This is a genomic window from Bradyrhizobium sp. USDA 372 (genome assembly GCF_053629095.1).
The window spans coordinates 1,109,293-1,132,291 of record NZ_JBRJHR010000001.1 but is presented as its reverse complement, the minus strand read 5'-3'; the positions used below and the strand labels follow the sequence as shown (position 1 = coordinate 1,132,291).

The window sequence follows — 22,999 nt, the reverse complement described above, 5'->3', positions numbered from 1 at the left end:
GCTCACTTCAGGCTGATGTTCTGCATCATCTTGATGTTGAAATACCTGGGATCGTTGAGCGAGTTCGGCAGGCGGCCCGCCTTGAAGGCATCGACGAGGCCGGACACGGCCTGCTCGATCGTATGCGTCGGCGCAAACCCGAGCTCGCGGCGGATCTTCTCCGACGACACGTGGTAGGAGCGCAGATCGTCGGTCGGCTCGACGGCCACGTCGACATTGTTTCCGACCACCGATTTGACGATGTCGGCGATCTTCATCAGCGAGTGGTTTTCGTAGCCGATGTTGTAGGTCTTGCCGTCGATCTTCGCATCGTCCTGCTGCAGCAGGAACAGATAGGCCGCCGACATGTCCTGGATGTGCAAATTGGGCCGCTTCTGCGTTCCGCCGAACACGCGGATGCGGCCGGTGTTGACGGCGAGATTGGTCAGGATGTTGACGACGACGTCGAGCCGCTGCCGCGGAGCGTAGCCGCAGACGGTGGCTGGACGAACCGTGCAGGTGACGAAGCCCGACGCGGCCTCGTCGGCAAGATCGGTCTCGCACATCGCCTTGAACTTGGAGTAGTCGGTGAGCGGCTCGCAGGACAGCTCCTCTGTCACCTCGGCCTCGTCCTTGATGCCGTAGACGCTCGATGAGGAAGCATAGATGAAGCGCTTGATGCCTGCCTTCTTCGCGGCGCGCACCATCGGACGGAAGCAGTCGTAGTTGATGGACTTGCCGAGCCCCGGGTCCAGCTCGAACGAGGGATCGTTGGAGATGCAGGCGAGGTGAATCACCGCGTTGTTGCCGCGCAGGGCCTCGTTGATCGCGGCCTCATCGCGGATGTCGCCCTTGATGAGGCGCAGGTTCGGATTGTCGCGAACGGCGTTGAAGACGTCCTCGCCATACATGAACAAGTCGAGCACGGTGACCTTGTGACCCGCTGCAAGCAGCTGGGGGACCAGCACGCTGCCGACATAGCCGGCGCCACCGGTGACCATCACACTCCATTTTTGACCAATCACTGTCGCTCTCCGGGATTTTTCTTTTTGCGCTATTTCAACAACGCGGTGACGAACTTGACCAGCGGCGCCTTTTCGACCGAGTTGCGGTGACCGACGATGCCGACCTTGATCGCGCCCGCCGCGTTGCCGATGAAGGCGACGTCCTCGATATTGCCGCCGGCCGCGACCAGCGGCGCCGTGATCGTCAGGAAGGCGTCGCCCGCGCCGACGGTGTCGACGACGGTCTTGGTGAAGGCGGGGACGCGCGCAACGCCGGTCTTCGACGAGAAGGGGTAGCAGCCGAAGGAGCCGTGCGTGATGATCATGTTGTCGCAATCGATCTTGCGATGCAGGCCGCCCTCGATCACCGATGCGATGTCGTTGAACTTGTCTGTGGCGGCGAGGCGCGCTTCCGGTGCGTCGATGCAGACGTAGTCGGCCCGCGGATACTTCGTGATCAGGTTGTAGCCGTGATTGCCGCTGTTGCTCTGGGCGTTGACCGCCAGGAACTTGGAATTCGCGATCAGGGTGTCGATCGTGCTGGATGCGATCATGCCGTGACCGAAATCGGTGACGATGACGACGTCCGCCCCGCGGACGCGCTCGGCGGTGACGCGGTCGATCTCCGTGCGCGCGGCTTCGTCGAGCGGCGTGTCGTCCATCGTGTAGACTTCGAACAGCTTGTGCAGATAGCCCATCTCGACGTACCGCAGCTTGCGGGTGGTCGGACGGCCCTGAACGCGGATCGGCGTGAGCTTTACGTTCGGGCGGACATGCGCCCGAATGAACTCTTCGGGGTAGTCGTTGCCGCCCAGCGTCGTGACGATCTCGACCGACTTGCAGAAGCTCGCGACGTGATTGGCGGCGGCAATGACGCCACCGGCAAACTGCTCGCCATTCTTGAGCAGGGTCGCGACGATGTTCTCCTTGGAGGCCTTCCCGAGCGCCGTGACGTACTGGTATTCGTCGATGATGGTGTCGCCGACCAGCACGACGTGCATGTCCTGGATCTTGTCGATCAGCTTCAGCAGGCGTTCGGCGCCGCCGCCATCGCGCACCTTCTGGAGGTAGTCGCGCAAGGGGGGATCGTAGATGTCGAAATAGCGGTTCAGCAGCGACGAGGAGCTGAACGTCACGTCGCGCGTGAAAACGATTCGTCCGCCATGACGCTCGACGGCCTCGCGCTCCACCGCGATCTTGCCGGTCACGTCATCCTCGGGATTCTCGTAGTCCGAGCCCTTCACGTAGATGTCGGGGCGCACGGTATCGAGGACCGGCTCGGCGCTGGAGGTCTGATTGATGCCGACCCAGTCGACCGTGCCGAGCGCGGCCAGCATCTCGGCGCGCATGTTCTCCGGGAAGATCGGCCGTCCCGGGCCCTTGTTGACGTAACGGTCGGCGGTGATGGTCACCACGACCACGTCGGCCTCGTTGCGGGCTGCCAGGATGTGCCGGACGTGGCCGAGATGCACCAGATCGAAGACGCCGTGGCAGAGCGCGACGGTCAGGCCCTTTGCCTGTGCGGTGCGCGCAATCTCGCCGAGCTCCTCGATCGTCTTGATCTTCTCGTGCGGTGCCGGATGGCCGGCCGGCCTGTCTGTCGCAGCATTACCCATGTGAATGACCCAAGGCGCCGGTCGGTCTCAGTTGGCCGACCCGGAAATGATTGGCTGGCGGCAAAATATGCGGGTGAACGAATCTGCTCAACGGCCTGCCTTCTGCGGGGGGACCTCGTCACCGAGATATTTGAACCAGTCCTTGGTGGCGTCGGCGATCTTGTCCACCGTCCAGAGCGGAGCGTCCTTGTACTGGTCCATCGATTTCAACATCGTCGCGACGCCGTCCTCGAACTTCACCTTCGGCGCCCATTTCAGGACGCGCTTGATCTTAGTGATGTCGGCGTAGGTGCAGTCGGGCTCGCCGGGACGCTTGGGAATGTGGACCTTGTCGCCGCCGAGGAGCTCGACCAGGCGGTTCACGCTGTAGGTGTTGTCCGAGCCGACATTGAAGATCTCGTGCGAGACGTCGGATCGGGCGGCGGTCACGAAGGCATCGGCGACGTCGCTGACGAAGGTGAAGTCGCGCGTCTGCTCGCCGTCGCCGACCACCGTGAAGGGCTTGCCAGCGAGCTTCTGTGCCATGAACACGCCGAACACGGCACCGTAGGTGCCGGTGGTGCGATGGCGCGGTCCGAACACGTTGAACAGGCGCAGCGCCACGGCGGGCAGCTTGTAGACCTGGCACCAGTGCATGACGCACTGCTCGCCGACGTTCTTGGTGAGCGCATAGGGATACATCGGCCGGATCTCGGCACTCTCCGGCGTGGGATAAACATCCGGAATGCCGTAGCAGGAGGAGGAAGCCGCATAGATGAAGCGGCGGGCGCCGGCGTGCCGCGCCGCCTCGAGAACGTTGACCGTGCCATCGACATTGGCGCGGTGATAGGGGATCGGCGACTCGATCGAGGGAACGATGTCCGCCAGCGCGGCGAGATGGAAGACCCAATCCACCCCGTGGAAATACGGCTTGATCGCGTCGAGATCGGTGACGTCTGCCCGCACGACCTTCAACTGGCTCGAACCGGCGCGCGCGGCGAGGTTTTCGGCGCGTCCGATCACGAAATTATCGAGCGCGGTGACCTCGTGGCCGTCATCGAGCAGGCGATCGACGAGGTGACTTCCAATGAAACCGGCGCCGCCAGTAACGATGCATTTCATGGGGAACATCCGTGACGCGAATGCCCAGCGAAACAGGCCCGCCAATGTTGAGTGAAACCCGAAAGCCGACTATCAGCCGCTCGCAAACTTTGCAAGTATTATACCTTTGCAATCCTTGGTAATAGCCGGTATCACCCCGTGATGTTGCAATCGAGCCGCCAGCCCATGCCTGCCGAATCCGTCGATCCCGAGCATAAAGCCTTCCTCGACGATTACGTGGGGCGCCTGCATCGCGCGACGGCGGTCGACGACGGTATTTTTGCAAGGATCTCCGCGACACGCGCGTCCTGGTTGCGCACGCGCGAGCAGGGCGGCCGCGTCATCTTCGTCGGCAACGGCGGATCGGCCGGGATCGCCTCGCATCTGGCGATCGATCTGGCGAAGAATGCGTCGGTGCCTGCACTGTGCTTCAGCGATGCGAGCATGATGTCGTGCCTTGCCAACGATTACGGGTTCGAGGACTGGATCGCCCACGCCGTGCGGCTGAATGCGCGCGCCGGCGATTGCCTCGTCGCGATCAGTTCGTCGGGACGTTCGAAGAACATCCTCAACGCGGTTGCGCAGGCGCGCAAGATGAAGCTCGACGTGATCACGTTGTCGGGCATGCACACGGACAATCCGCTGCGCAATCTCGGCGACGTCAATTTCTGGGTCGACAGCCGCAGCTACAACATTGTCGAGACCACGCACCAGTTCTGGATGATGGCCGCAATCGACCTCGTCATCGGTCGTGCGGAATATCCGGCGTCCTGAGGCGGGCATCTTGATGCGGACGCGATTCAAGCATGCGGCCCTGTTTTCGGTGAAGCTGCTGCTGTCGATCGCCGTGCTGGTCTACATCGCGCGTGGTCTCGACCTGCGCCAGTTGCGCAATCATCTCGTCTCGGTCGATCCGGTCCTGTTCGTCGTCGCGCTTGCGCTGATCTTCTTTCAGACCTTCCTGCTCAACGGCCGGTGGGAGCTGATCATGCGCGCGCTCGGCGTGTCGCTGGATTGGCTCGCGGGCTGGCGGATTCTCATGATCAGCCTCTGGTTCAATCAGGTGTTGCCGTCGTCGGTCGGCGGGGATGCGGTGCGGATGTGGCTGCTGCGCCAACGCGACGTGCAGTGGCCCGAGGCGGTCAAGGGCGTTGCAGCTGACCGCTTCACGGCGTTGATCGGGCTGATCGTGCTGATGGTGGCCGGATTGCCGTTTCTGCTGTCACGCGTGTCGAATCAGGCCGCGATCCTGGCCATCGGCGGACTGACGGTGGCGGGCGTCGCCGGCACGGTGGTCCTGTTGACGCTCGACCGTCTGCCGAAGCGTTTCATCGCGCTGCCCGCTATCGCGAGCTTCGTGCGGTTCGGAACGCTGGTCAGGTTCTTGCTCCTGCAGTCCGATCATCGCGCGCTGCTGTTCGGATCGGCGCTCCTCATCCACCTCGTCACCGCCGCGGCCTGTTACGCCCTGGCGCGCGGTGTCGGAGCGCAGCTCTCTGTCCTCGACGCCGGCATCCTGATTCCGCCGGTGGTGCTGCTCACGGCCGTCCCCATCTCGATCAGCGGCTGGGGCGTTCGCGAGGGAGCGATGGTCGCCTGCCTTGGTCTGGCGGGTGTGCCGTCCGAGGAGGCGCTGTCGATATCGCTCCTGCTGGGCGCCATCAGCGTGATCATCGGGCTGGCCGGTGGCGCAATCTGGTTGGCAAGTCGGGAGCGCGGCTCGTATGCGGCCGACAAGGCGGCCAAGGCGGCAGAGGACGCACCCAGTTACGGGCTGGGCAATGAGGCCTCGAGCCACCCATGACCCGCTTCAGCCCGTTGCCGAACTGGTCTTCACAGGGTGGGATGATCTCACTCGCGCGCGTATCTCATTTTTCGGTTGCACGATGAAAAACCTGTTCTACGTCCGCAATACCTGCCGCCTCTGTCATTCGGACAACCAAGAGCTGGTCGTCCCGATGGCAGGCATGCCCATCGGCACGCCGAACTTCCAGGTGCCGAATGCCAGCGTCGACGATCCCGTCTTCCGGGCTGCGGTGCCGATGTCGCTGCATCTGTGCCGGGATTGCGGCCACCTCCAGATTCTCCATGTCGGCAATCCGGAGATCCAGTACCGAAACTACGTCTATACCACCTCGCTCTCGCTCGGCCTGCGCGAGCATTTCGCAGGCTATGCCAACGACGTCGTCAGCCGTTTCGGCATCGCGCCGGGTTCGCTGGTGGTCGAGCTCGGCAGCAATGACGGATCGCTGCTCGGATTCTTCAAGGAGCGCGGCATGCGGGTGCTGGGCGTCGATCCCGCCGTCGACATCGCGCGGCGCGCCACGGAGGCGGGCATTGAGACCATCGGCGATTTCTTCACCGATGCCATCGGTCGCCGCATCCTGCAGAGCCATGGCGCGGCGAGCGTCGTGATCGCCAACAACATGATCGCCAATGTCGACAATCTGGATCCGCTGGTGATCGGGGTTCGTGACGTGCTCGCGCCGGACGGATTGTTCGTCTTCGAAACGCAATACGGCGTCGACGTCACCGAGAAGAACCTGCTCGATACCGTCTATCACGAGCATCTGTCCTACTTTAACATCAAGCCGCTGATCCGTTTCTTCGCCCGGCTGGGCATGGAGCTGATCGACGTCCAGCACATCTGGACCAAGGGCGGCTCGATCCGCGTCACCGTGCAGCGCGCCGGCGGCGCCAAGAAGCCGTCGGCCGAGGTCGCGCGTTTCGTTGCGGAGGAAGAACGGCTCGGTGTCGATCAGCCGGCCTATTATGCGCCGTATGTGAAGAGGATCGCCGCCATCCGCGACGAACTGGTCGCGATGGCCGATGCGGCCCATGCGCGCGGTCAGCTGGTCGCCGGCTATGGCGTGTCGGTGGGAACCACGACGCTGCTGCCGCAGTTCGGCCTGGAGAACAAGATCGACTTCCTGGTGGACGACGACCCCAACAAGGGGAAGGTGATGGCCGGACCCGGCTACGACATCCCGATCCTGCCGCCTGCCGCCCTTTACGAGCGGAAGCCGGCGTTCGTGGTGGTCTTCGCCTGGCGCTATGTCGACCCGATCCGGGCCAAGCACGCCCGCTATTTCGCCGATGGCGGGAAGTTCGTGGTGCCGCTGCCGGGGATTTCCATGGTCGACCGGGCCGACTGACGGGCCGGGCTTCGGATAGCCTCCTGCGGGCGCCTTGCGGGCGGACGACAAGTCCTTGATCCACATGGCTTCTGCATGGCCGTCCGGGGGAGGGCAGCCTGCCCGGGCGAACTCTCTCTACCTTGACCTTTGGCCCCATCCGCAGTAGATACCCCGCACTCGCAGCCGGCCCGTTAGACGCGGATTTCCGGCGCGGCCTTGAAATCCCCGAACAATCGAGCCCGGTTTCCGGCTCATCCTTCGAGACAGAGGGCTGGGCCAACGGCGGCTGTTCGGATCCCTGAAATCCTTATTGGCGTCTCAAGCGATGGCAGTCAGCCCGTTCAAGTTCTTGCAGGAAGTGCGCTCGGAGACCGCCAAGGTCACCTGGCCGACCCGCCGTGAGACCACGATCACCACCATCATGGTGTTCGTGATGGTCGCCGTGGCCTCGATCTTCTTCTTCGCCGCCGACCAGATCATCCGTGTTCTCATCACCTACCTTCTGGGCATTCACTGATGGCAACAGCAACCGCTCAAGTGTCCGACAAGCGCTGGTACATCGTCCACGCCTATTCGAACTTCGAGAAGAAGGTCGCCGAATCGATCCGCGAGCAGGCCAAGCAGCGCGGGCTCGAGGAGCTGTTCGAACTGGTGCTGGTTCCGACCGAGAAGGTCACGGAAGTGCGCCGCGGCCGCAAGATCGACGCCGAGCGCAAGTTCTTCCCCGGCTACGTGCTGGTGAAGATGAAGCTGACCGACGAGGCATTCCATCTGATCAAGAACACGCCGAAGGTCACGGGCTTCCTCGGCGCCGAGAACAAGCCGATGCCGATCTCGGAAGCCGAGGCCATGCGCATCCTGCACCAGGTGCAGGAGGGCGTGGAGCGGCCGAAGGCGTCGGTGTCGTTCGAGATCGGTGAGAACGTGCGCGTGGCCGACGGCCCGTTCGCCTCGTTCTCGGGTGTGGTCGAGGAAATCGACGAGGCGCGTTCGCGCGTGAAGGTCGCGGTGTCGATCTTCGGCCGCGCCACTCCGGTCGAGCTGGAATTCGGTCAGGTCGAGAAGGTCTGATCGGGTAACGCGCGAGGCTTCGGTCTCGCGCAACAAGAGGCCGTGGGAGGACGAGGGCGGTTGCCAGCCGCCCGTTGATCCCGACCACGAACCTGAAACCGCCGGCTCTGCCGGCACAACAGGAGTGATACATGGCAAAGAAAGTGACCGGATACCTGAAGCTTCAGGTCCCGGCCGGTGCGGCGAATCCCTCGCCCCCGATCGGTCCCGCGCTCGGTCAGCGCGGTCTCAACATCATGGAGTTCTGCAAGGCGTTCAACGCCCAGACCCAGAAGGAAGAGAAGAACACCCCGATCCCGGTGATCATCACCATCTATGCGGACCGTTCCTTCACCTTCGAGATGAAGACGCCGCCGATGTCCTACTTCCTCAAGCAGGCTGCCAAGATCCAGTCCGGCTCGAAGGCGCCGGGCCGTGACAAGGCCGGCAAGGTGACCAAGGCGCAGGTGCGCGAGATCGCCGAGAAGAAGATGAAGGACTTGAATTGCGACACCATCGAATCGGCCATGAAGATGGTCGAGGGCTCGGCCCGTTCGATGGGTCTGGAAGTTGCGGGGTAAGCGGCTATGGCAATCGGAAAGCGTTTGAACAAAGCCCGCGAAGGCATTGACCGCGAAAAGCTTTACCCGCTCGCGGACGCCATCAAGATGGTCAAGGAGCGCGCGAAAGCGAAGTTCGACGAGACCATCGAGGTCGCGATCAATCTCGGCGTCGATCCGCGTCACGCCGACCAGATGGTCCGCGGTGTCGTGACCCTGCCGAACGGCACCGGCCGGACGCTGCGCGTCGGCGTGTTCGCCCGCGGCGCCAAGGCCGACGAAGCCAAGGCCGCCGGTGCCGACGTCGTCGGCGCCGAGGACCTGGTCGAGAAGGTGCAGAACGGCACGATCGATTTCGACCGCTGCATCGCCACTCCCGACATGATGCCGCTGGTCGGCCGCCTCGGTAAGGTGCTGGGCCCGCGCGGCCTGATGCCGAACCCGAAGATCGGCACCGTGACCATGGATGTCACCGGTGCGGTGAAGGGCGCCAAGGGCGGCTCGGTCGAGTTCCGCGTTGAGAAGGCCGGCATCCTGCAGGCCGGCGTCGGCAAGGCCTCGTTCTCCGAGGAGAAGCTGGTCGAGAACATCAAGGCTCTGGCCGATGCTGTTTCGAAGGCGAAGCCGGCCGGTTCCAAGGGCACCTACATCCAGCGCGTTGCGGTGTCCTCGACGATGGGCCCCGGCGTGAAGGTCGAGCCGGGCACCATTCTCGGCTGAGGTTTGGAAATTGCATGAGGCGAGGGGCGGAATCGGGTGACCGATTCCGCCCCTCGTCGTTTGTGGCGCCGCTGACCGGAAACAACAACAATGACTGACAAGGTCCTGATCTACTCGCGCTTTCCCAAGTCGATGATGGCGCGTTTCGCCGAGCGGTTCGAGCTGCTCGACACCGGCGGCAAGCCGGCGCGCGAGGTGTTTCCGGTCGAGGAGCTCAACGGCATCCGCGCGCTGCTCACCGCGGGCGGCTCGCCGTTCGGTGCGGAGGCGATGGACCTGTTTCCGAAGCTCGGCGCCATCGTCTGCTACGGCACCGGTTATGACGGCGTCGATCTGAAGGCAGCGGCCAGCCGCAACATCGCAGTCGGCCACAGCCCGGGCGCCAATGCGGCTTCCGTCGCCGACATCGCGATGACCTTGATGCTGGCGACCACGCGGCGGATTTTGGTGGCCGACCAATATGTCCGCAGCGGCGATTGGGCGGCCTCGAAACAATCGCCGATGATGCGGCCCCAGGCCGGCATGCCCGGGCGCCGCATCGGCGTCTACGGCATGGGCGAGATCGGCCGCAAGATCGCGGCGCGCTGCGCCGCCTTCGAGAGCGAGGTCGGCTATTTCAGCCGCACCAAATACGATCTGCCTTATCAATATTTCCCATCGCTGGAGGCGCTGGCCGACTGGTGCAGCGTCCTGATGATCGCGGTGCGGGCAGGGGCCGAGACCCAACATGTCGTCAACGCCGATATCCTCAAGCGCCTCGGCGCGGACGGCTATGTCGTCAACATCTCCCGCGGCTCGGTCATCGACGCGAAGGCCCTGGTCGCGGCGCTCACCGACAAGACCATCGCGGGGGCCGGCCTCGACGTCTTCGAGAAGGAACCGCACGCGCCGGACGCGCTGACGGCCCTTCCCAACGTCGTGCTCGCCCCGCATATCGGCGGCCACACCCTGGATTCGCACGTCGCCATGCAGAACTGCGTGCTGGCCAACCTGACGGCGTTCTTCGAGGGCAAGCCGCTGCCTTATAGGGTCAAATCGGCCTGAATCGGTCCTTGTTGGGCCATCTCAAACCCAACCGGCAATCGATTGGAACTGGTGTGAATTTTGCTCTTGGCAAGCAGGCTCCGAGCGGTTAAAGAACCGCCTCCGGACGTGCCGGCCTCGGCAGGCGCGTTCGTGCACGCATTCCGAAAACCCGACACGACAGGAGATCATTCCTTTTCAGGACGTCCGCAAGGATTTGCCCGAAAAGGAAGGCAAACCCGTCGGTTGGCAGGGATGCGGGCAGAGGTCGGGCGGTTCGCCGGCTGGCCTCGTCCTGTCCAAGACTGCAGGCGCCCGCGAAGAATTTCGATTCCTCAACGGCTTAATCGCATGGCCTGCATAGACGGGTGAAGACCGGATTTCACTTCGCATCCAGCTTTAAGGGCTGACTTTGCGAAACGGGTCTGGTTCGGACCTCGACACGCCGTGGGCCCTTGGGCTCCCGGAGGGCAGGCTTTGAATTGTCGTCTTGCCCGGCGTGTCCGATGGGTTTTTGACCCGGAGGTTCAGGTTTGGGCGGGACGATGGGTGCAACCCGGCGGTCCCGCTTCTCGCGATGACCGCCAACCGGAGAGAGCTTGCTGTGGAACGAGCGGCAAAAAAAGAAGCGGTCGAACAGCTCAATGAGGTCTTCAAGACCACGAGCGTCGCGGTCGTTGCTCAATATTCCGGCCTCACCGTCGCCCAGATGCAGAAGCTGCGCCAGCAGATGAAGCAGGCGGGCGCTGCGGTGAAGGTCTCGAAGAACCGTCTCGCCAAAATTGCTCTTGAAGGCACTGACGTCGTTGCCATCGGCCCCATGCTGAAGGGGCCGACCGTGATCGCGACTTCCAACGATCCGGTGGCGGCGCCGAAGGTCGCCATTGAATTCGCCAAGGCGAACGAGAAGTTCGTCATCGTCGGCGGATCGATGGGCAAGACCGTCCTGAATGTCGACGGCGTGAAGGCGCTTGCCTCGCTGCCGTCGCTTGACGAACTGCGCGGCAAGATCGTCGGCCTCATCGTGGCCCCGGCGACCAAGCTGGCCCAGCTCGCCAACGCGCCCGCGGGCAAGCTCGCGCGCGTCATCCAGGCTCATGCCTCAAAGGGCGAAGCGGCCTGACGCCCTTCGCAAAACTCAAACCCGAACCAGACTTACACTCAAGGAAACTGAACAATGGCTGACCTGCAGAAGATCGTTGACGACCTCTCGAGCCTGACCGTGCTCGAAGCTGCCGAACTCGCGAAGCTCCTCGAAGAGAAGTGGGGCGTTTCGGCTGCCGCGGCTGTCGCCGTGGCCGGCCCGGCTGCTGGTGGCGCTGCCGCCGCTCCGGCGGAAGAGAAGACCGAGTTCACGGTCGTTCTGGCCTCCGCCGGCGACAAGAAGATCGAGGTCATCAAGGAAGTCCGCGCCATCACCGGTCTCGGCCTGAAGGAAGCAAAGGACCTCGTCGAGGGTGCTCCGAAGCCGCTGAAGGAAGGCGTGAACAAGGAAGAAGCCGACAAGATCAAGGCCCAGCTCGAGAAGGCTGGCGCCAAGGTCGAGCTCAAGTAAGCACTGCTTACTGGCGGGGGATCCCGGGCGGGCAACGGCGCTGCCCGGGATCCTGGTCCCCTTCGCGAGGGTGGACCGGATGCAAAAGGCGTGCGACGGAACGATCCGACGCGGGCCGAACACGAAAAAGTGTGGGGATTTGAGGGTTTGACCCTCGAATCTGCACTATTGTCGCCCCATATCGGGTCGGCAGCACGAAAGCGCGGTGGGCAGGGATGCCGGATTTCCCTGTAAGCCGTTGGGAGAGCAGGCTATTTCGGGCTTTTGCAGTCCGTGAAGATGATCGTTGTGACGGGCGGGCGCGCATCTGCGCCCCGCGCGTCGTTTTGCGTTTTGAAGGTCTGAAGAACAGATTCAGGACATCGGCGCCTGAAACTGCGTCTCCGGCCCCCCAAGACGGGTTCGAAAATTCAACCCGGAAAGCGGTGGCAGCCGCGTTCCGGACGGTGCGCCCAGGGCGGGCGACGAAAATGAGAGGCCACGATGGCGCAGCAGACATTCACCGGTCGCAAACGCGTTCGCAAGTTCTTCGGACACATCAAGGAAGTCGCCGAGATGCCGAACCTCATCGAGGTTCAGAAGGCGTCCTATGACCAGTTCCTGATGGTGGACGAACCCCAGGGCGGACGTCTCGACGAGGGTCTGCAGGCGGTGTTCCGCTCGGTGTTTCCGATCTCCGACTTCTCGGGCACCTCGATGCTGGAATTCGTCCGCTACGAGTTCGAGCAGCCCAAATACGACGTCGACGAGTGCCGTCAGCGCGGCATGACCTTCGCGGCGCCCCTCAAGGTGACGCTGCGCCTCATCGTGTTCGATATCGACGAGGAAACCGGCGCGAAGTCGGTGAAGGACATCAAGGAGCAGGACGTCTACATGGGCGACATTCCGCTCATGACGATGAACGGCACCTTCATCGTCAACGGCACCGAGCGCGTCATCGTCTCGCAGATGCACCGTTCGCCCGGCGTGTTCTTCGACCACGACAAGGGCAAGACCCATTCCTCGGGCAAGCTGCTGTTCGCCGCCCGCGTCATCCCGTATCGCGGCTCCTGGCTCGACATCGAGTTCGACGCCAAGGACATCGTCTATGCGCGTATCGACCGTCGCCGCAAGATTCCGGTGACGTCGCTGATGTTCGCCCTCGGTCTCGACGGCGAGGCGATCCTGTCCACGTTCTACAAGAAGATTCTCTACAAGCGGACCAAGGAAGGCTGGCGCGTTCCGTTCGACGCCAACCGCTTCCGCGGCTACTCCACGGTCAACGACCTGATCGATGCCGACACCGGCAAGGTCGTGCTCGAGGCCGGCAAGAAGCTCACCGTCCGCGCCGCCCGCCAGCTCCAGGAAAAGGGGCTGAAGGCGCTGCGCATGGCCGATGAGGAGCTGGTCGGCAACTACGTCGCCGAGGATCTCGTCAACCCCAAGACCGGCGAGATCCACGCCGAGGCCGGTGAGGAGATCACCGACAAGCTGATGAAGGCGCTCAACGAGCAGGGCTACAAGGAGCTGCCGCTGCTCGACATCGACCACGTCAATGTCGGCCCCTACATCCGCAACACGCTCTCGGCCGACAAGAACATGACGCGCGAGGACGCGCTGTTCGACATCTACCGCGTGATGCGTCCGGGCGAGCCGCCGACGCTGGAATCGGCGCAGGCCATGTTCCAGTCGCTGTTCTTCGACGCCGAGCGCTACGATCTCTCCGCGGTCGGCCGCGTCAAGATGAACATGCGCCTCGACCTCGATGCGCCCGATACCCAGCGCACGCTGCGCAAGGAGGACATCCTCTCCGTCATCAAGACGCTGGTGGATCTGCGCGACGGCAAGGGCGAGATCGACGACATCGACCATCTCGGCAACCGCCGGGTGCGTTCGGTCGGCGAGCTCATGGAGAACCAGTACCGCATCGGCCTGTTGCGCATGGAGCGCGCGATCAAGGAGCGCATGTCCTCGGTCGACATCGACACGGTCATGCCGCAGGACCTGATCAACGCCAAGCCGGCGGCCGCCGCGGTGCGCGAGTTCTTCGGCTCCTCGCAGCTCTCGCAGTTCATGGACCAGACCAACCCGCTCAGCGAGATCACCCACAAGCGCCGCCTCTCGGCGCTCGGACCGGGCGGTCTGACCCGCGAGCGCGCCGGCTTCGAGGTGCGCGACGTGCATCCGACGCATTACGGCCGCATCTGCCCGATCGAGACGCCGGAAGGTCCGAACATCGGCCTGATCAACTCGCTCGCGACCTTCGCGCGCGTGAACAAGTACGGCTTCGTCGAGACGCCGTATCGCAAGGTCAAGGATGGTCGTGTCACCGACGAGGTCGTGTACCTGTCGGCGATGGAGGAAGGGCGCTATTCCGTGGCCCAGGCCAACGTGCCGGTCGACGCCAAGGGCCGCTTCACCGAAGACCTCGTGGTCTGCCGTTCGAGCGGCACCCGCGACGTCGTGCCGATGACGCCCGACAAGGTCGACTACATGGACGTCTCGCCGAAGCAGCTCGTTTCGGTCGCCGCGGCGCTGATCCCGTTCCTCGAGAACGACGACGCCAACCGCGCGCTGATGGGCTCGAACATGCAGCGCCAGGCGGTGCCGCTGGTTCGCGCCGAGGCGCCGTTCGTCGGCACCGGCATGGAGGGCGTGGTTGCCCGCGACTCGGGCGCTGCGATCGCGGCGCGCCGTTCGGGCGTGATCGACCAGATCGACGCGACCCGCGTCGTCATCCGCGCCACGGAAGATCTCGATCCGACCAAGTCGGGCGTCGATATCTACCGCCTCATGAAGTACCAGCGCTCCAACCAGTCGACCTGCATCAACCAGCGTCCGCTGGTGAAGGTCGGCGACATCGTCAAGAAGGGCGACATCATCGCCGACGGTCCCTCGACCGATCTCGGCGAGCTCGCTCTGGGGCGCAACGTGCTGGTCGCGTTCATGCCGTGGAACGGCTACAACTTCGAAGACTCGATCCTGCTCTCCGAGCGGATCGTGAAGGAAGACGTCTTCACCTCGATCCACATCGAGGAGTTCGAGGTGATGGCCCGCGACACCAAGCTCGGACCCGAGGAAATCACCCGCGACATTCCGAACGTCTCGGAAGAAGCGCTGAAGAACCTCGACGAAGCCGGTATCGTCTACATCGGCGCGGAAGTGCGCGCCGGCGACATCCTGGTCGGCAAGATCACGCCGAAGGGCGAAAGCCCGATGACGCCGGAAGAGAAGCTGCTGCGCGCCATCTTCGGCGAGAAGGCCTCCGACGTCCGCGACACCTCGCTGCGCGTTCCCCCGGGCGTGCAGGGCACGATCGTCGAAGTGCGCGTGTTCAACCGCCACGGCGTCGACAAGGACGAGCGTGCGCTGGCGATCGAGCGGGAGGAGATCGAGCGCCTTGCCAAGGACCGCGACGACGAGCAGGCGATCCTGGACCGCAACGTCTACAACCGTCTTGCCGAGCTGCTCGAGGGGCGGCAGGGCATTGCCGGCCCGAAGGGCTTCAAGAAGGACACCAAGATCACCCGTGCGGTGCTCGAGGAGTACCCGAAGTCGCAATGGTGGCTGTTCGCTTCGCCGAACGACAAGCTGATGGCCGAGATCGAGGCCATGCGGAAGCAGTACGACGAGTCGAAGAAGGGGCTGGAACAGCGCTTCCTCGACAAGGTCGAGAAGCTTCAGCGCGGTGACGAATTGCCGCCCGGCGTGATGAAGATGGTCAAGGTCTTCGTCGCGGTGAAGCGCAAGATCCAGCCCGGCGACAAGATGGCCGGCCGCCACGGCAACAAGGGCGTGGTGTCGAAGATCGTGCCGATCGAGGACATGCCGTTCCTCGAAGACGGCACGCATGCCGACATCGTGCTCAATCCGCTCGGCGTGCCTTCGCGCATGAACGTCGGACAGATCCTCGAGACCCATCTCGGCTGGGCCTGCGCCGGCCTCGGCAAGCGTATCGGCCAGACCGTCGATGCGTACCTGTCGAAGCAGGACATCAAGCCGCTGAAGGAAACCTTGAAGAAGGTCTACGGCGAGGACGAGACGATCAAGTCGCTCAACGACAACGAGCTGCTTGAACTCGGCCATAACCTCAGCCGCGGCGTGCCGATCGCAACCCCGGTGTTCGACGGCGCCAAGGAAGCCGACATCGAAGAGATGCTGAAGCTTGCCGGTCTCGACGCTTCGGGTCAGTCGACCGTCTATGACGGCCGCACCGGCGATCCGTTCGATCGCAAGGTGACGGTGGGCTACATCTACATGCTCAAGCTGCACCATCTGGTCGACGACAAGATCCATGCGCGTTCGATCGGTCCGTACTCGCTCGTCACCCAGCAGCCGCTGGGCGGCAAGGCGCAGTTCGGCGGCCAGCGCTTCGGCGAAATGGAGGTGTGGGCGCTCGAGGCTTACGGCGCGGCGTACACGCTCCAGGAGATGCTGACGGTGAAGTCGGACGACGTCGCCGGCCGTACCAAGGTGTACGAGGCGATCGTGCGCGGCGACGACACGTTCGAGGCCGGTATTCCGGAATCGTTCAACGTGCTGGTCAAGGAAATGCGCTCGCTCGGCCTCAACGTCGACCTGCACAACTCCAAGATGGGACCAGCGCCGACGTCGGAAGCGGCCGAGTAATTCGACCTGTCATGCCCGGCCTTCGCGGCCGGGCATCGGCGCCCCGCCCGAGGCCTTGAGGGCAGAGTGCCGTGCAGAAGTGATTTTCGAATTTGCGGCCGGAGGCGACCGGCACGCGAGGAGAAGACGATGAACCAAGAAATTATGAATCTCTTCAACCCGACGACGCCGGCTCAGGTCTTCGACCAGATCCGGATCTCGATCGCGTCTCCAGAGAAGATTCTGTCCTGGTCCTACGGCGAGATCAAGAAGCCGGAGACCATCAACTATCGCACCTTCAAGCCCGAGCGCGACGGCCTGTTCTGCGCCCGCATCTTCGGGCCGATCAAGGACTACGAGTGCTTGTGCGGCAAGTACAAGCGCATGAAGTACAAGGGCATCATCTGCGAGAAGTGCTCGGTCGAGGTCACGCTGTCGCGCGTCCGGCGCGAGCGCATGGGCCATATCGAGCTCGCAGCCCCCGTCGCCCACATCTGGTTCCTGAAGTCGCTGCCCTCTCGCATCGGCCTCCTGCTCGACATGACGCTGAAGGATCTCGAGCGGATCCTCTACTTCGAATATTACGTCGTGCTCGAGCCGGGCCTCACCGCGCTGAAGGACCGTCAGCTGCTGTCGGAAGACGAGTATCTGAAGGCCCAGGACGAGTACGGCCAGGACAGCTTCACCGCCATGATCGGCGCCGAGGCGATCCGCGAGCTGCTCAAGGGCATGGACCTCGAGAAGCTCGAGGCCTCGCTGCGTGCCGAGATGCAGGAGACCGACTCCGACATCAAGCACAAGAAGCTCGCCAAGCGCCTGAAGATCGTGGAAGCGTTCCGCCATTCCGGCAACAAGCCGGAATGGATGATCATGACCGTGATCCCGGTGATTCCGCCGGACCTGCGTCCGCTGGTGCCGCTGGACGGCGGCCGCTTCGCGACCTCTGATCTCAACGACCTCTATCGCCGCGTCATCAACCGCAACAACCGCTTGAAGCGGCTGATGGAGCTGCGCGCGCCCGACATCATCATCCGCAACGAGAAGCGCATGCTTCAGGAAGCGGTCGATGCGCTGTTCGACAACGGCCGCCGCGGCCGCGTCATCACCGGCGCCAACAAGCGTCCGCTGAAGTCGCTCGCCGACATGCTCAAGGGCAAGCAGGGCCGCTTCCGCCAGAACCTGCTCGGCAAGCGCGTCGACTATTCGGGCCGTTCGGTGATCGTGGTCGGTCCCGAGCTGCGCCTGCATCAGTGCGGCCTGCCGAAGAAGATGGCGCTCGAGCTGTTCAAGCCGTTCATCTATTCGCGGCTCGACGCCAAGGGCCTGTCCACCACCGTGAAGCAGGCCAAGAAGCTGGTCGAGAAGGAACGGCCCGAGGTCTGGGACATCCTGGACGAGGTGATCCGCGAGCATCCGGTGCTGCTCAACCGCGCACCGACGCTGCACCGCCTCGGCATTCAGGCGTTCGAGCCCGTGCTGATCGAGGGCAAGGCGATCCAGCTTCACCCGCTGGTCTGCTCCGCGTTCAACGCCGACTTCGACGGCGACCAGATGGCCGTGCACGTTCCGCTGTCGCTTGAAGCGCAGCTGGAAGCGCGCGTCCTGATGATGTCGACCAACAACATCCTGCATCCGGCGAACGGCCAGCCGATCATCGTGCCGTCGCAGGACATCGTGCTCGGCCTGTACTACGTCTCGATCATGCGCGAAGGCCTGCCCGGCGAGGGCAAGGTGTTCGGCGACATGGCCGAGCTCGAGCACGCGCTGCACGCGAAGGTCATCCACCTCCACACCAAGATCAAGTACCGGTGGGAGGGCATGGACGAGACCGGCAAGGTCTCCAAGCGCTGGATCGAGACCACCGCCGGCCGCGTCATGCTAGGCAATCTGCTGCCGAAGAACCCGCGCATCTCCTACGAGATCATCAACAAGCTGATGACCAAGCGCGAGATCTCCGGCGTCATCGACCAGGTCTACCGCCACTGCGGCCAGAAGGAGACGGTGATCTTCTGCGACCGCATCATGGCGCTCGGCTTCTACAACGCGTTCAAGGCCGGCATCTCGTTCGGCAAGGACGACATGGTCGTGCCGCACGGCAAGTGGAAGATCGTCGACACCACCCGTACGCTGGCGAAGGATTTCGAGCAGCAGTACAACGACGGCCTGATCACCCATGGCGAGAAGTACAACAAGGTCGTCGACGCCTGGTCGAAGGCCACCGAAGAAATCGCCAAGGCGATGATGAAGGAGATCTCCGCCACCAAGAAGACGGCGAGCGGAGCCGACGCCGACATCAACTCGATCTACATGATGGCTCACTCCGGTGCCCGCGGTTCGCCGGCCCAGATGCGCCAACTCGCGGGCATGCGCGGCCTGATGGCCAAGCCGTCGGGCGAGATCATCGAGACGCCGATCATCTCGAACTTCAAGGAAGGCCTCTCGGTGCTCGAGTACTTCAACTCGACCCACGGCGCCCGCAAGGGCCTCGCGGACACCGCGTTGAAGACCGCGAACTCCGGCTACCTGACCCGTCGTCTCGTCGACGTGGCGCAGGACTGCATCATCACGCAGAGCGACTGCGGCACCAAGCTCGGCATCAAGATGCGGGCCATCGTCGATGCCGGCACCGTGGTCGCCTCGCTCGGCTCGCGCATCCTCGGACGCACGGCCTGCGAAGACGTGCGTGACAGCTCCGGCCAGGTGATCGTCAAGCGCGATACGCTGATGGAAGAGAGCCACGTGGATGCCATCCATCAGGCCGGCATCCAGGAGGTGAAGATCCGCTCGGCACTGACCTGCGAGCTCGTCAACGGCATCTGCGGCAAGTGTTACGGCCGCGACCTCGCCCGCGGCACGCCGGTCAACCACGGCGAAGCGGTCGGCGTCATCGCGGCGCAGTCGATCGGCGAGCCGGGCACCCAGCTCACCATGCGCACCTTCCACATCGGCGGTGCGGCGCAGCTCAACGAGCAGTCCTTCGTCGAAGCCAACTTCGACGGCAAGATCGTGATCAGGAACAAGGCCATCGCCCGCAACAGCGAAGGTCACCTGATCGCGATGGTGCGCAACATGGTTGTCGCGATCGTCGATGCCGACGGCACCGAGCGTGCGACGCACCGTATCCAGTACGGTTCGCGCCTGCACGTCGACGAGGGCGACATGGTCAAGCGCGGCCAGCGCATCGTCGAGTGGGATCCCTACACCCGTCCGCTGCTCACCGAGGTCGAAGGTACCATCGGCTTCGAGGATCTGGTCGAGGGGCAGTCGATCTCGGAAACGCTCGACGAGGCCACCGGTATCGCCAAGCGCGTGGTCATCGACTGGCGCTCGACGCGCGGCGGCTCGGACCTGCGTCCGGCCATCGTGATCAAGGGCAAGGACGGCAAGGTGCTCAAGCTCGCCCGTGGCGGCGACGCCCGCTACATGCTGTCGGTCGACGCCATTCTCTCGGTTGACATCGGAGCCAAGGTCCAGCCGGGCGACATCCTCGCCCGTGTCTCGACCGAAAGCGCCAAGACGCGTGACATCACCGGCGGTCTGCCGCGGGTGGCGGAACTGTTCGAGGCTCGGCGCCCGAAGGATGCGGCGATCATCGCCGAAATCGCGGGCACCATCCGGTTCGGGCGCGACTACAAGAACAAGCGTCGCATCTCGATCGAGCCGATGGACAAGACCGACGAGCCGCGCGAGTACCTGATCCCGAAGGGCAAGCACATCCACCTTCAGGACGGCGACGTCGTCGAAAAGGGCGACTTCATCGTGGAAGGCAACCCGGCGCCGCACGACATCCTTGCGGTCAAGGGCATCGAGGAGCTCGCGGCCTATTTGGTCAACGAGATCCAGGAGGTCTACCGGCTGCAGGGCGTGCTCATCAACGACAAGCACATCGAGGTGATTGTCCGTCAGATGCTCCAGAAGGTGGAAGTCACCGACCAGGGCGACACGGACATGATCTCCGGCGAGCAGGTCGACAAGATCGAGTTCGACGCGCTGAACGAGAAGGCCAGGGAAGAGGGCAAGAAGCCCGCCACGGGAACGCCGGTTCTGCTCGGCATCACCAAGGCGAGCCTCCAGACCCGCTCCTTCTTCTCGGCGGCATCGTTCCAGGAGACCACCCGCGTCCTCACCGAGGCGGCGGTCAACGGCAAGATCGATCCGCTCGAAGGCCTCAAGGAGAACGTCATTGTCGGCCGGCTGATCCCGGCGGGCACCGGCGCCTCCATGGCCAAGATCCGCGAAGTCGCCATGAAGCGCGACAAGCTGATCCTGGACGAGCGCGAGAAGCAGGCCGCCGTCGTGTCGCCGGCGCCGGAAGCCGAGCTTCCTGCGCTGCCGCCTGCGGAATGATCGTTCATCCGTAGGAATACCGAGGACAATGAAAAGGCCGGCTTTTGCCGGCCTTTTTGCTGCTTTCTTTGCTTGCTGCGATGCAGGATCGCCCTTTGTTCATCTTTCCTTCAGCCGCAAAAGCGCTTCTGCTAAGGCGACTTAGACCGGTGGTCCCGTGAAGGGGGCAGGGCCGGAAGACCACGGAACTCTCATGCTTGATCTTGCAATCGTAGGCGGCGGCCCCGGCGGGCTGATGAGCGCCTGGTACCTGAAGCGCAAGCTCGGCGACCTCTGCCGCGTCACCCTCTACGAGGCCTCCGACCGGCTCGGCGGCAAGATCGTCACGCGCACGTTCGATTCGGCGCCCGCGATGTACGAGGCCGGCGTTGCCGAGATCTACGACTACTCGATGACGGGCCCGGACCCCTTGCGCGAGCTGATCCAGCATTTCGGCCTGCAGACCATTCCGATGGATGCCGAGCAGGTCCAGTTCGGCGGTGAGCTGCTCAACGACGTTCCGGGCATGCGCCGCAAATACGGCGCCAAGACTGCGGCCGCGATCGAAGCCTTCCGCAAGCGCTGCGCCGAGGTGATGTCGCCGGTGGAATATTACGAGGGCGTCGGCGCGCACGACAACGAGCATCCCTGGGCCTACAAGACGGCCGAGCAGGTGCTCGACGAGGAGGTCGAGGACGCCATCGCAAAGCGCTTCTTCAAGGTGATGGCGCGCTCCGACATCGCGACCGAAAGCCACAACACCAACGGCCTCAACGCGCTCAAGAACTATCTGATGGACGTCGACGGCTATATCGGCCTCTATTCCATCCAGAACGGCAACGAGCAGCTGATCGAATGCCTGCAGTCGGAGGTCAATGCCGACATCCAGCTCAATCACCGCGTGCTCACCGTCGGCAAGGCGCCGACCGGCCGCTACCAGCTCAAGATGATGAACGGCAAGGGTCCGGAGACGCGCGACTTCGATCTCGTGCTGGTCTGCTTGCCGCATTCCTGGCTCGCCACCATGGGGTGGGAAGGCGAGCAGCTGCGCAAGTCGATGGTCAAGCACGTCTCATACTTCGACCGGCCCGCGCATTATTTGCGCGTCTCGATCCTGTTCGACGAGCCGTTCTGGGGCGACAGGATTCCGGGCGCATGGTTCATGTCGGAAGCCTTCGGCGGCTGCTGCGTCTACAACGAGGGCGCACGTCACGACGTCGGCAAGCATGGTGTTCTGAACTGGCTCATTCCCGGCTGCGACGCGCTGGCTTTTGCCAATCTGTCGGACCAGGAGCTGATCGATGCCGCCCTGAAGTCGCTGCCGGCCTCTCTCGGCGACGCGCGTCTGCACTTCATCGAAGGCAAGATCCACCGCTGGCTGTCCTCGGTGAATGCGTTGCCTGGTGGCTTGCCCGTGCGCGACGTCATGACCAATCACAGGCCCGAGCCGAAGGAGCACCCCGGCATCGTGGTGGTCGGCGACTATCTGTTCGATTCGACGCTGAACGGCCTGCTCGATTCCTCGGACGCGGCGACCGACATCATCCTGACCGAGATGATGCGCTTGCGCCGCGAACGCGCGCAGAGCGAGAAGCCGCTCTCTGACAAGATCGATCGCGATTATTTCGAGAATTATCGCGGCCTCGGCCCCTATCACCAGGCGTGGCGGCACTTCACCGATCCCGACTACCTGACCAAGCTGATCGGCATCGTCTGGGGCAAGGCGGCGGGCGCCAAGCTGCTCATCGCGGGTTCCGCCAGCGGCGAACTGGTCGGCGCGCTGCGCGATCGCGGCATCGATGCATGGGGAATCGAGAACAACCGCGTCATCCATGCCAAGACGCCGAAGGCGCTGAAGAAGTACAACAAGCTCGGCTCGATCACCGACATGCCGTTCAAGGACGGCACGTTCGACTTCGTGTTCGAGACCAGCCTCTGCCACGTTTCCCCGAAGCAGGTGGTCCGCGCCATCCGCGAGTTCAACCGCGTGGTCAAGACCGGTCTCGTGTTCGGCTCCGTCACCTCGGACATGGCGCCGGCATTGATCGACCGCTACGACCTCCTGCGCGGGGTCAAGAAGCTCGGCACCTGGTGGGAATGGTCCGAGCTGTTCTTCGGCAACGGCTTCGACCTGTCGATGCACCGCAAGGATTGCACCGATGCGCTGTGGGAGGCGACACTCGCCGCCAACAAGGGGCCGGGGCAGTGGTACGCCGACGCGGACAGCTTGCGCTATTCCTTCTTCGACAAGGTCGAGGACGAGGACTAGTCCTGGGGAAGGGAAACGAATTCGCCAATTGTTTTGCCGAATTCATCCTGATCGCATAGAATCGGTGCAATAGCGGTTGCCGCTATTCCTGCG

Annotated in this window: 16 protein-coding genes; 13 read left to right on the top strand and 3 right to left on the bottom strand. The window is 63.5% G+C overall.

The annotated features are described in order from the left end of the window. Nucleotides 1–2: 2 nt before the first annotated feature. From AB7M16_RS05550 to AB7M16_RS05540, 3 genes are all read right to left on the bottom strand, one after another. Nucleotides 3–1,004, bottom strand: a complete 1,002-nt coding sequence (locus tag AB7M16_RS05550; protein ID WP_453943335.1) for an NAD-dependent epimerase/dehydratase family protein — start codon at nucleotides 1,002–1,004, stop codon at nucleotides 3–5. A 29-nt stretch (nucleotides 1,005–1,033) separates the two neighbouring features. After that, nucleotides 1,034–2,599, bottom strand: a complete 1,566-nt coding sequence (locus AB7M16_RS05545; protein WP_172783192.1) for a PfkB family carbohydrate kinase — start codon at nucleotides 2,597–2,599, stop codon at nucleotides 1,034–1,036. 87 nt (nucleotides 2,600–2,686) lie between these two features. Continuing rightward, on the bottom strand, nucleotides 2,687–3,700 hold the full coding sequence (locus tag AB7M16_RS05540; protein WP_453943334.1) for an SDR family oxidoreductase: 1,014 nt from the start codon (nucleotides 3,698–3,700) through the stop codon (nucleotides 2,687–2,689). Nucleotides 3,701–3,865: 165 nt separating this feature from the next. Between AB7M16_RS05540 and AB7M16_RS05535 the strand changes: the two genes are divergently transcribed. The 13 genes from AB7M16_RS05535 to AB7M16_RS05475 all read left to right on the top strand — a co-directional run bounded on the left by AB7M16_RS05535 (nucleotide 3,866) and on the right by AB7M16_RS05475 (nucleotide 22,906). Further along, nucleotides 3,866–4,453 carry an SIS domain-containing protein gene (locus tag AB7M16_RS05535; protein WP_246570705.1) on the top strand — a complete coding sequence of 196 codons (588 nt, stop codon included), beginning with the start codon at nucleotides 3,866–3,868 and terminating at the stop codon, nucleotides 4,451–4,453. A gap of 13 nt (nucleotides 4,454–4,466) precedes the next feature. Continuing rightward, nucleotides 4,467–5,483 (top strand): lysylphosphatidylglycerol synthase transmembrane domain-containing protein, encoded by a 1,017-nt coding sequence (locus AB7M16_RS05530; RefSeq protein WP_172783194.1) that lies wholly within the window; start codon nucleotides 4,467–4,469, stop codon nucleotides 5,481–5,483. 82 nt (nucleotides 5,484–5,565) lie between these two features. After that, complete coding sequence (locus tag AB7M16_RS05525) at nucleotides 5,566–6,834, top strand: class I SAM-dependent methyltransferase (protein ID WP_172783195.1); 1,269 nt, start codon at nucleotides 5,566–5,568, stop codon at nucleotides 6,832–6,834. Between the two features lie 307 nt (nucleotides 6,835–7,141). After that, entirely contained in the window at nucleotides 7,142–7,333 is a 192-nt protein-coding gene (secE, locus tag AB7M16_RS05520; RefSeq protein WP_026202711.1) for a preprotein translocase subunit SecE, read from the top strand. Beyond that, nucleotides 7,333–7,887, top strand: coding sequence for a transcription termination/antitermination protein NusG (gene nusG / locus AB7M16_RS05515; RefSeq protein WP_018647229.1), 555 nt, complete (start codon nucleotides 7,333–7,335; stop codon nucleotides 7,885–7,887). The genes secE and nusG overlap by 1 nt, the downstream gene beginning before the upstream one ends. 131 nt (nucleotides 7,888–8,018) lie before the next feature. Then, nucleotides 8,019–8,447 carry a 50S ribosomal protein L11 gene (gene rplK / locus AB7M16_RS05510; protein ID WP_011088164.1) on the top strand — a complete coding sequence of 143 codons (429 nt, stop codon included), beginning with the start codon at nucleotides 8,019–8,021 and terminating at the stop codon, nucleotides 8,445–8,447. A 6-nt stretch (nucleotides 8,448–8,453) separates the two neighbouring features. Further along, on the top strand, nucleotides 8,454–9,146 hold the full coding sequence (gene rplA / locus AB7M16_RS05505; protein ID WP_025037003.1) for a 50S ribosomal protein L1: 693 nt from the start codon (nucleotides 8,454–8,456) through the stop codon (nucleotides 9,144–9,146). A 90-nt stretch (nucleotides 9,147–9,236) separates the two neighbouring features. After that, nucleotides 9,237–10,190, top strand: coding sequence for a 2-hydroxyacid dehydrogenase (locus AB7M16_RS05500; RefSeq protein ID WP_453943333.1), 954 nt, complete (start codon nucleotides 9,237–9,239; stop codon nucleotides 10,188–10,190). Nucleotides 10,191–10,773: 583 nt separating this feature from the next. Further along, a complete protein-coding gene (gene rplJ, locus AB7M16_RS05495; RefSeq protein WP_025037001.1) occupies nucleotides 10,774–11,292 on the top strand; it encodes a 50S ribosomal protein L10 in 519 nt (172 codons plus the stop codon). A 54-nt stretch (nucleotides 11,293–11,346) separates the two neighbouring features. Continuing rightward, nucleotides 11,347–11,724, top strand: a complete 378-nt coding sequence (gene rplL, locus AB7M16_RS05490) for a 50S ribosomal protein L7/L12 (protein WP_024342440.1) — start codon at nucleotides 11,347–11,349, stop codon at nucleotides 11,722–11,724. A 483-nt stretch (nucleotides 11,725–12,207) separates the two neighbouring features. Continuing rightward, complete coding sequence (rpoB, locus tag AB7M16_RS05485) at nucleotides 12,208–16,332, top strand: DNA-directed RNA polymerase subunit beta (protein WP_124157675.1); 4,125 nt, start codon at nucleotides 12,208–12,210, stop codon at nucleotides 16,330–16,332. Between the two features lie 129 nt (nucleotides 16,333–16,461). After that, nucleotides 16,462–20,658, top strand: coding sequence for a DNA-directed RNA polymerase subunit beta' (gene rpoC, locus AB7M16_RS05480; protein ID WP_172783197.1), 4,197 nt, complete (start codon nucleotides 16,462–16,464; stop codon nucleotides 20,656–20,658). A gap of 193 nt (nucleotides 20,659–20,851) precedes the next feature. Continuing rightward, the gene (locus AB7M16_RS05475; protein WP_453943332.1) at nucleotides 20,852–22,906 is read left to right on the top strand and encodes an FAD-dependent oxidoreductase; all 2,055 of its coding nucleotides are present in this window, start codon (nucleotides 20,852–20,854) and stop codon (nucleotides 22,904–22,906) included. The last annotated feature ends 93 nt before the right edge of the window (nucleotides 22,907–22,999 follow it).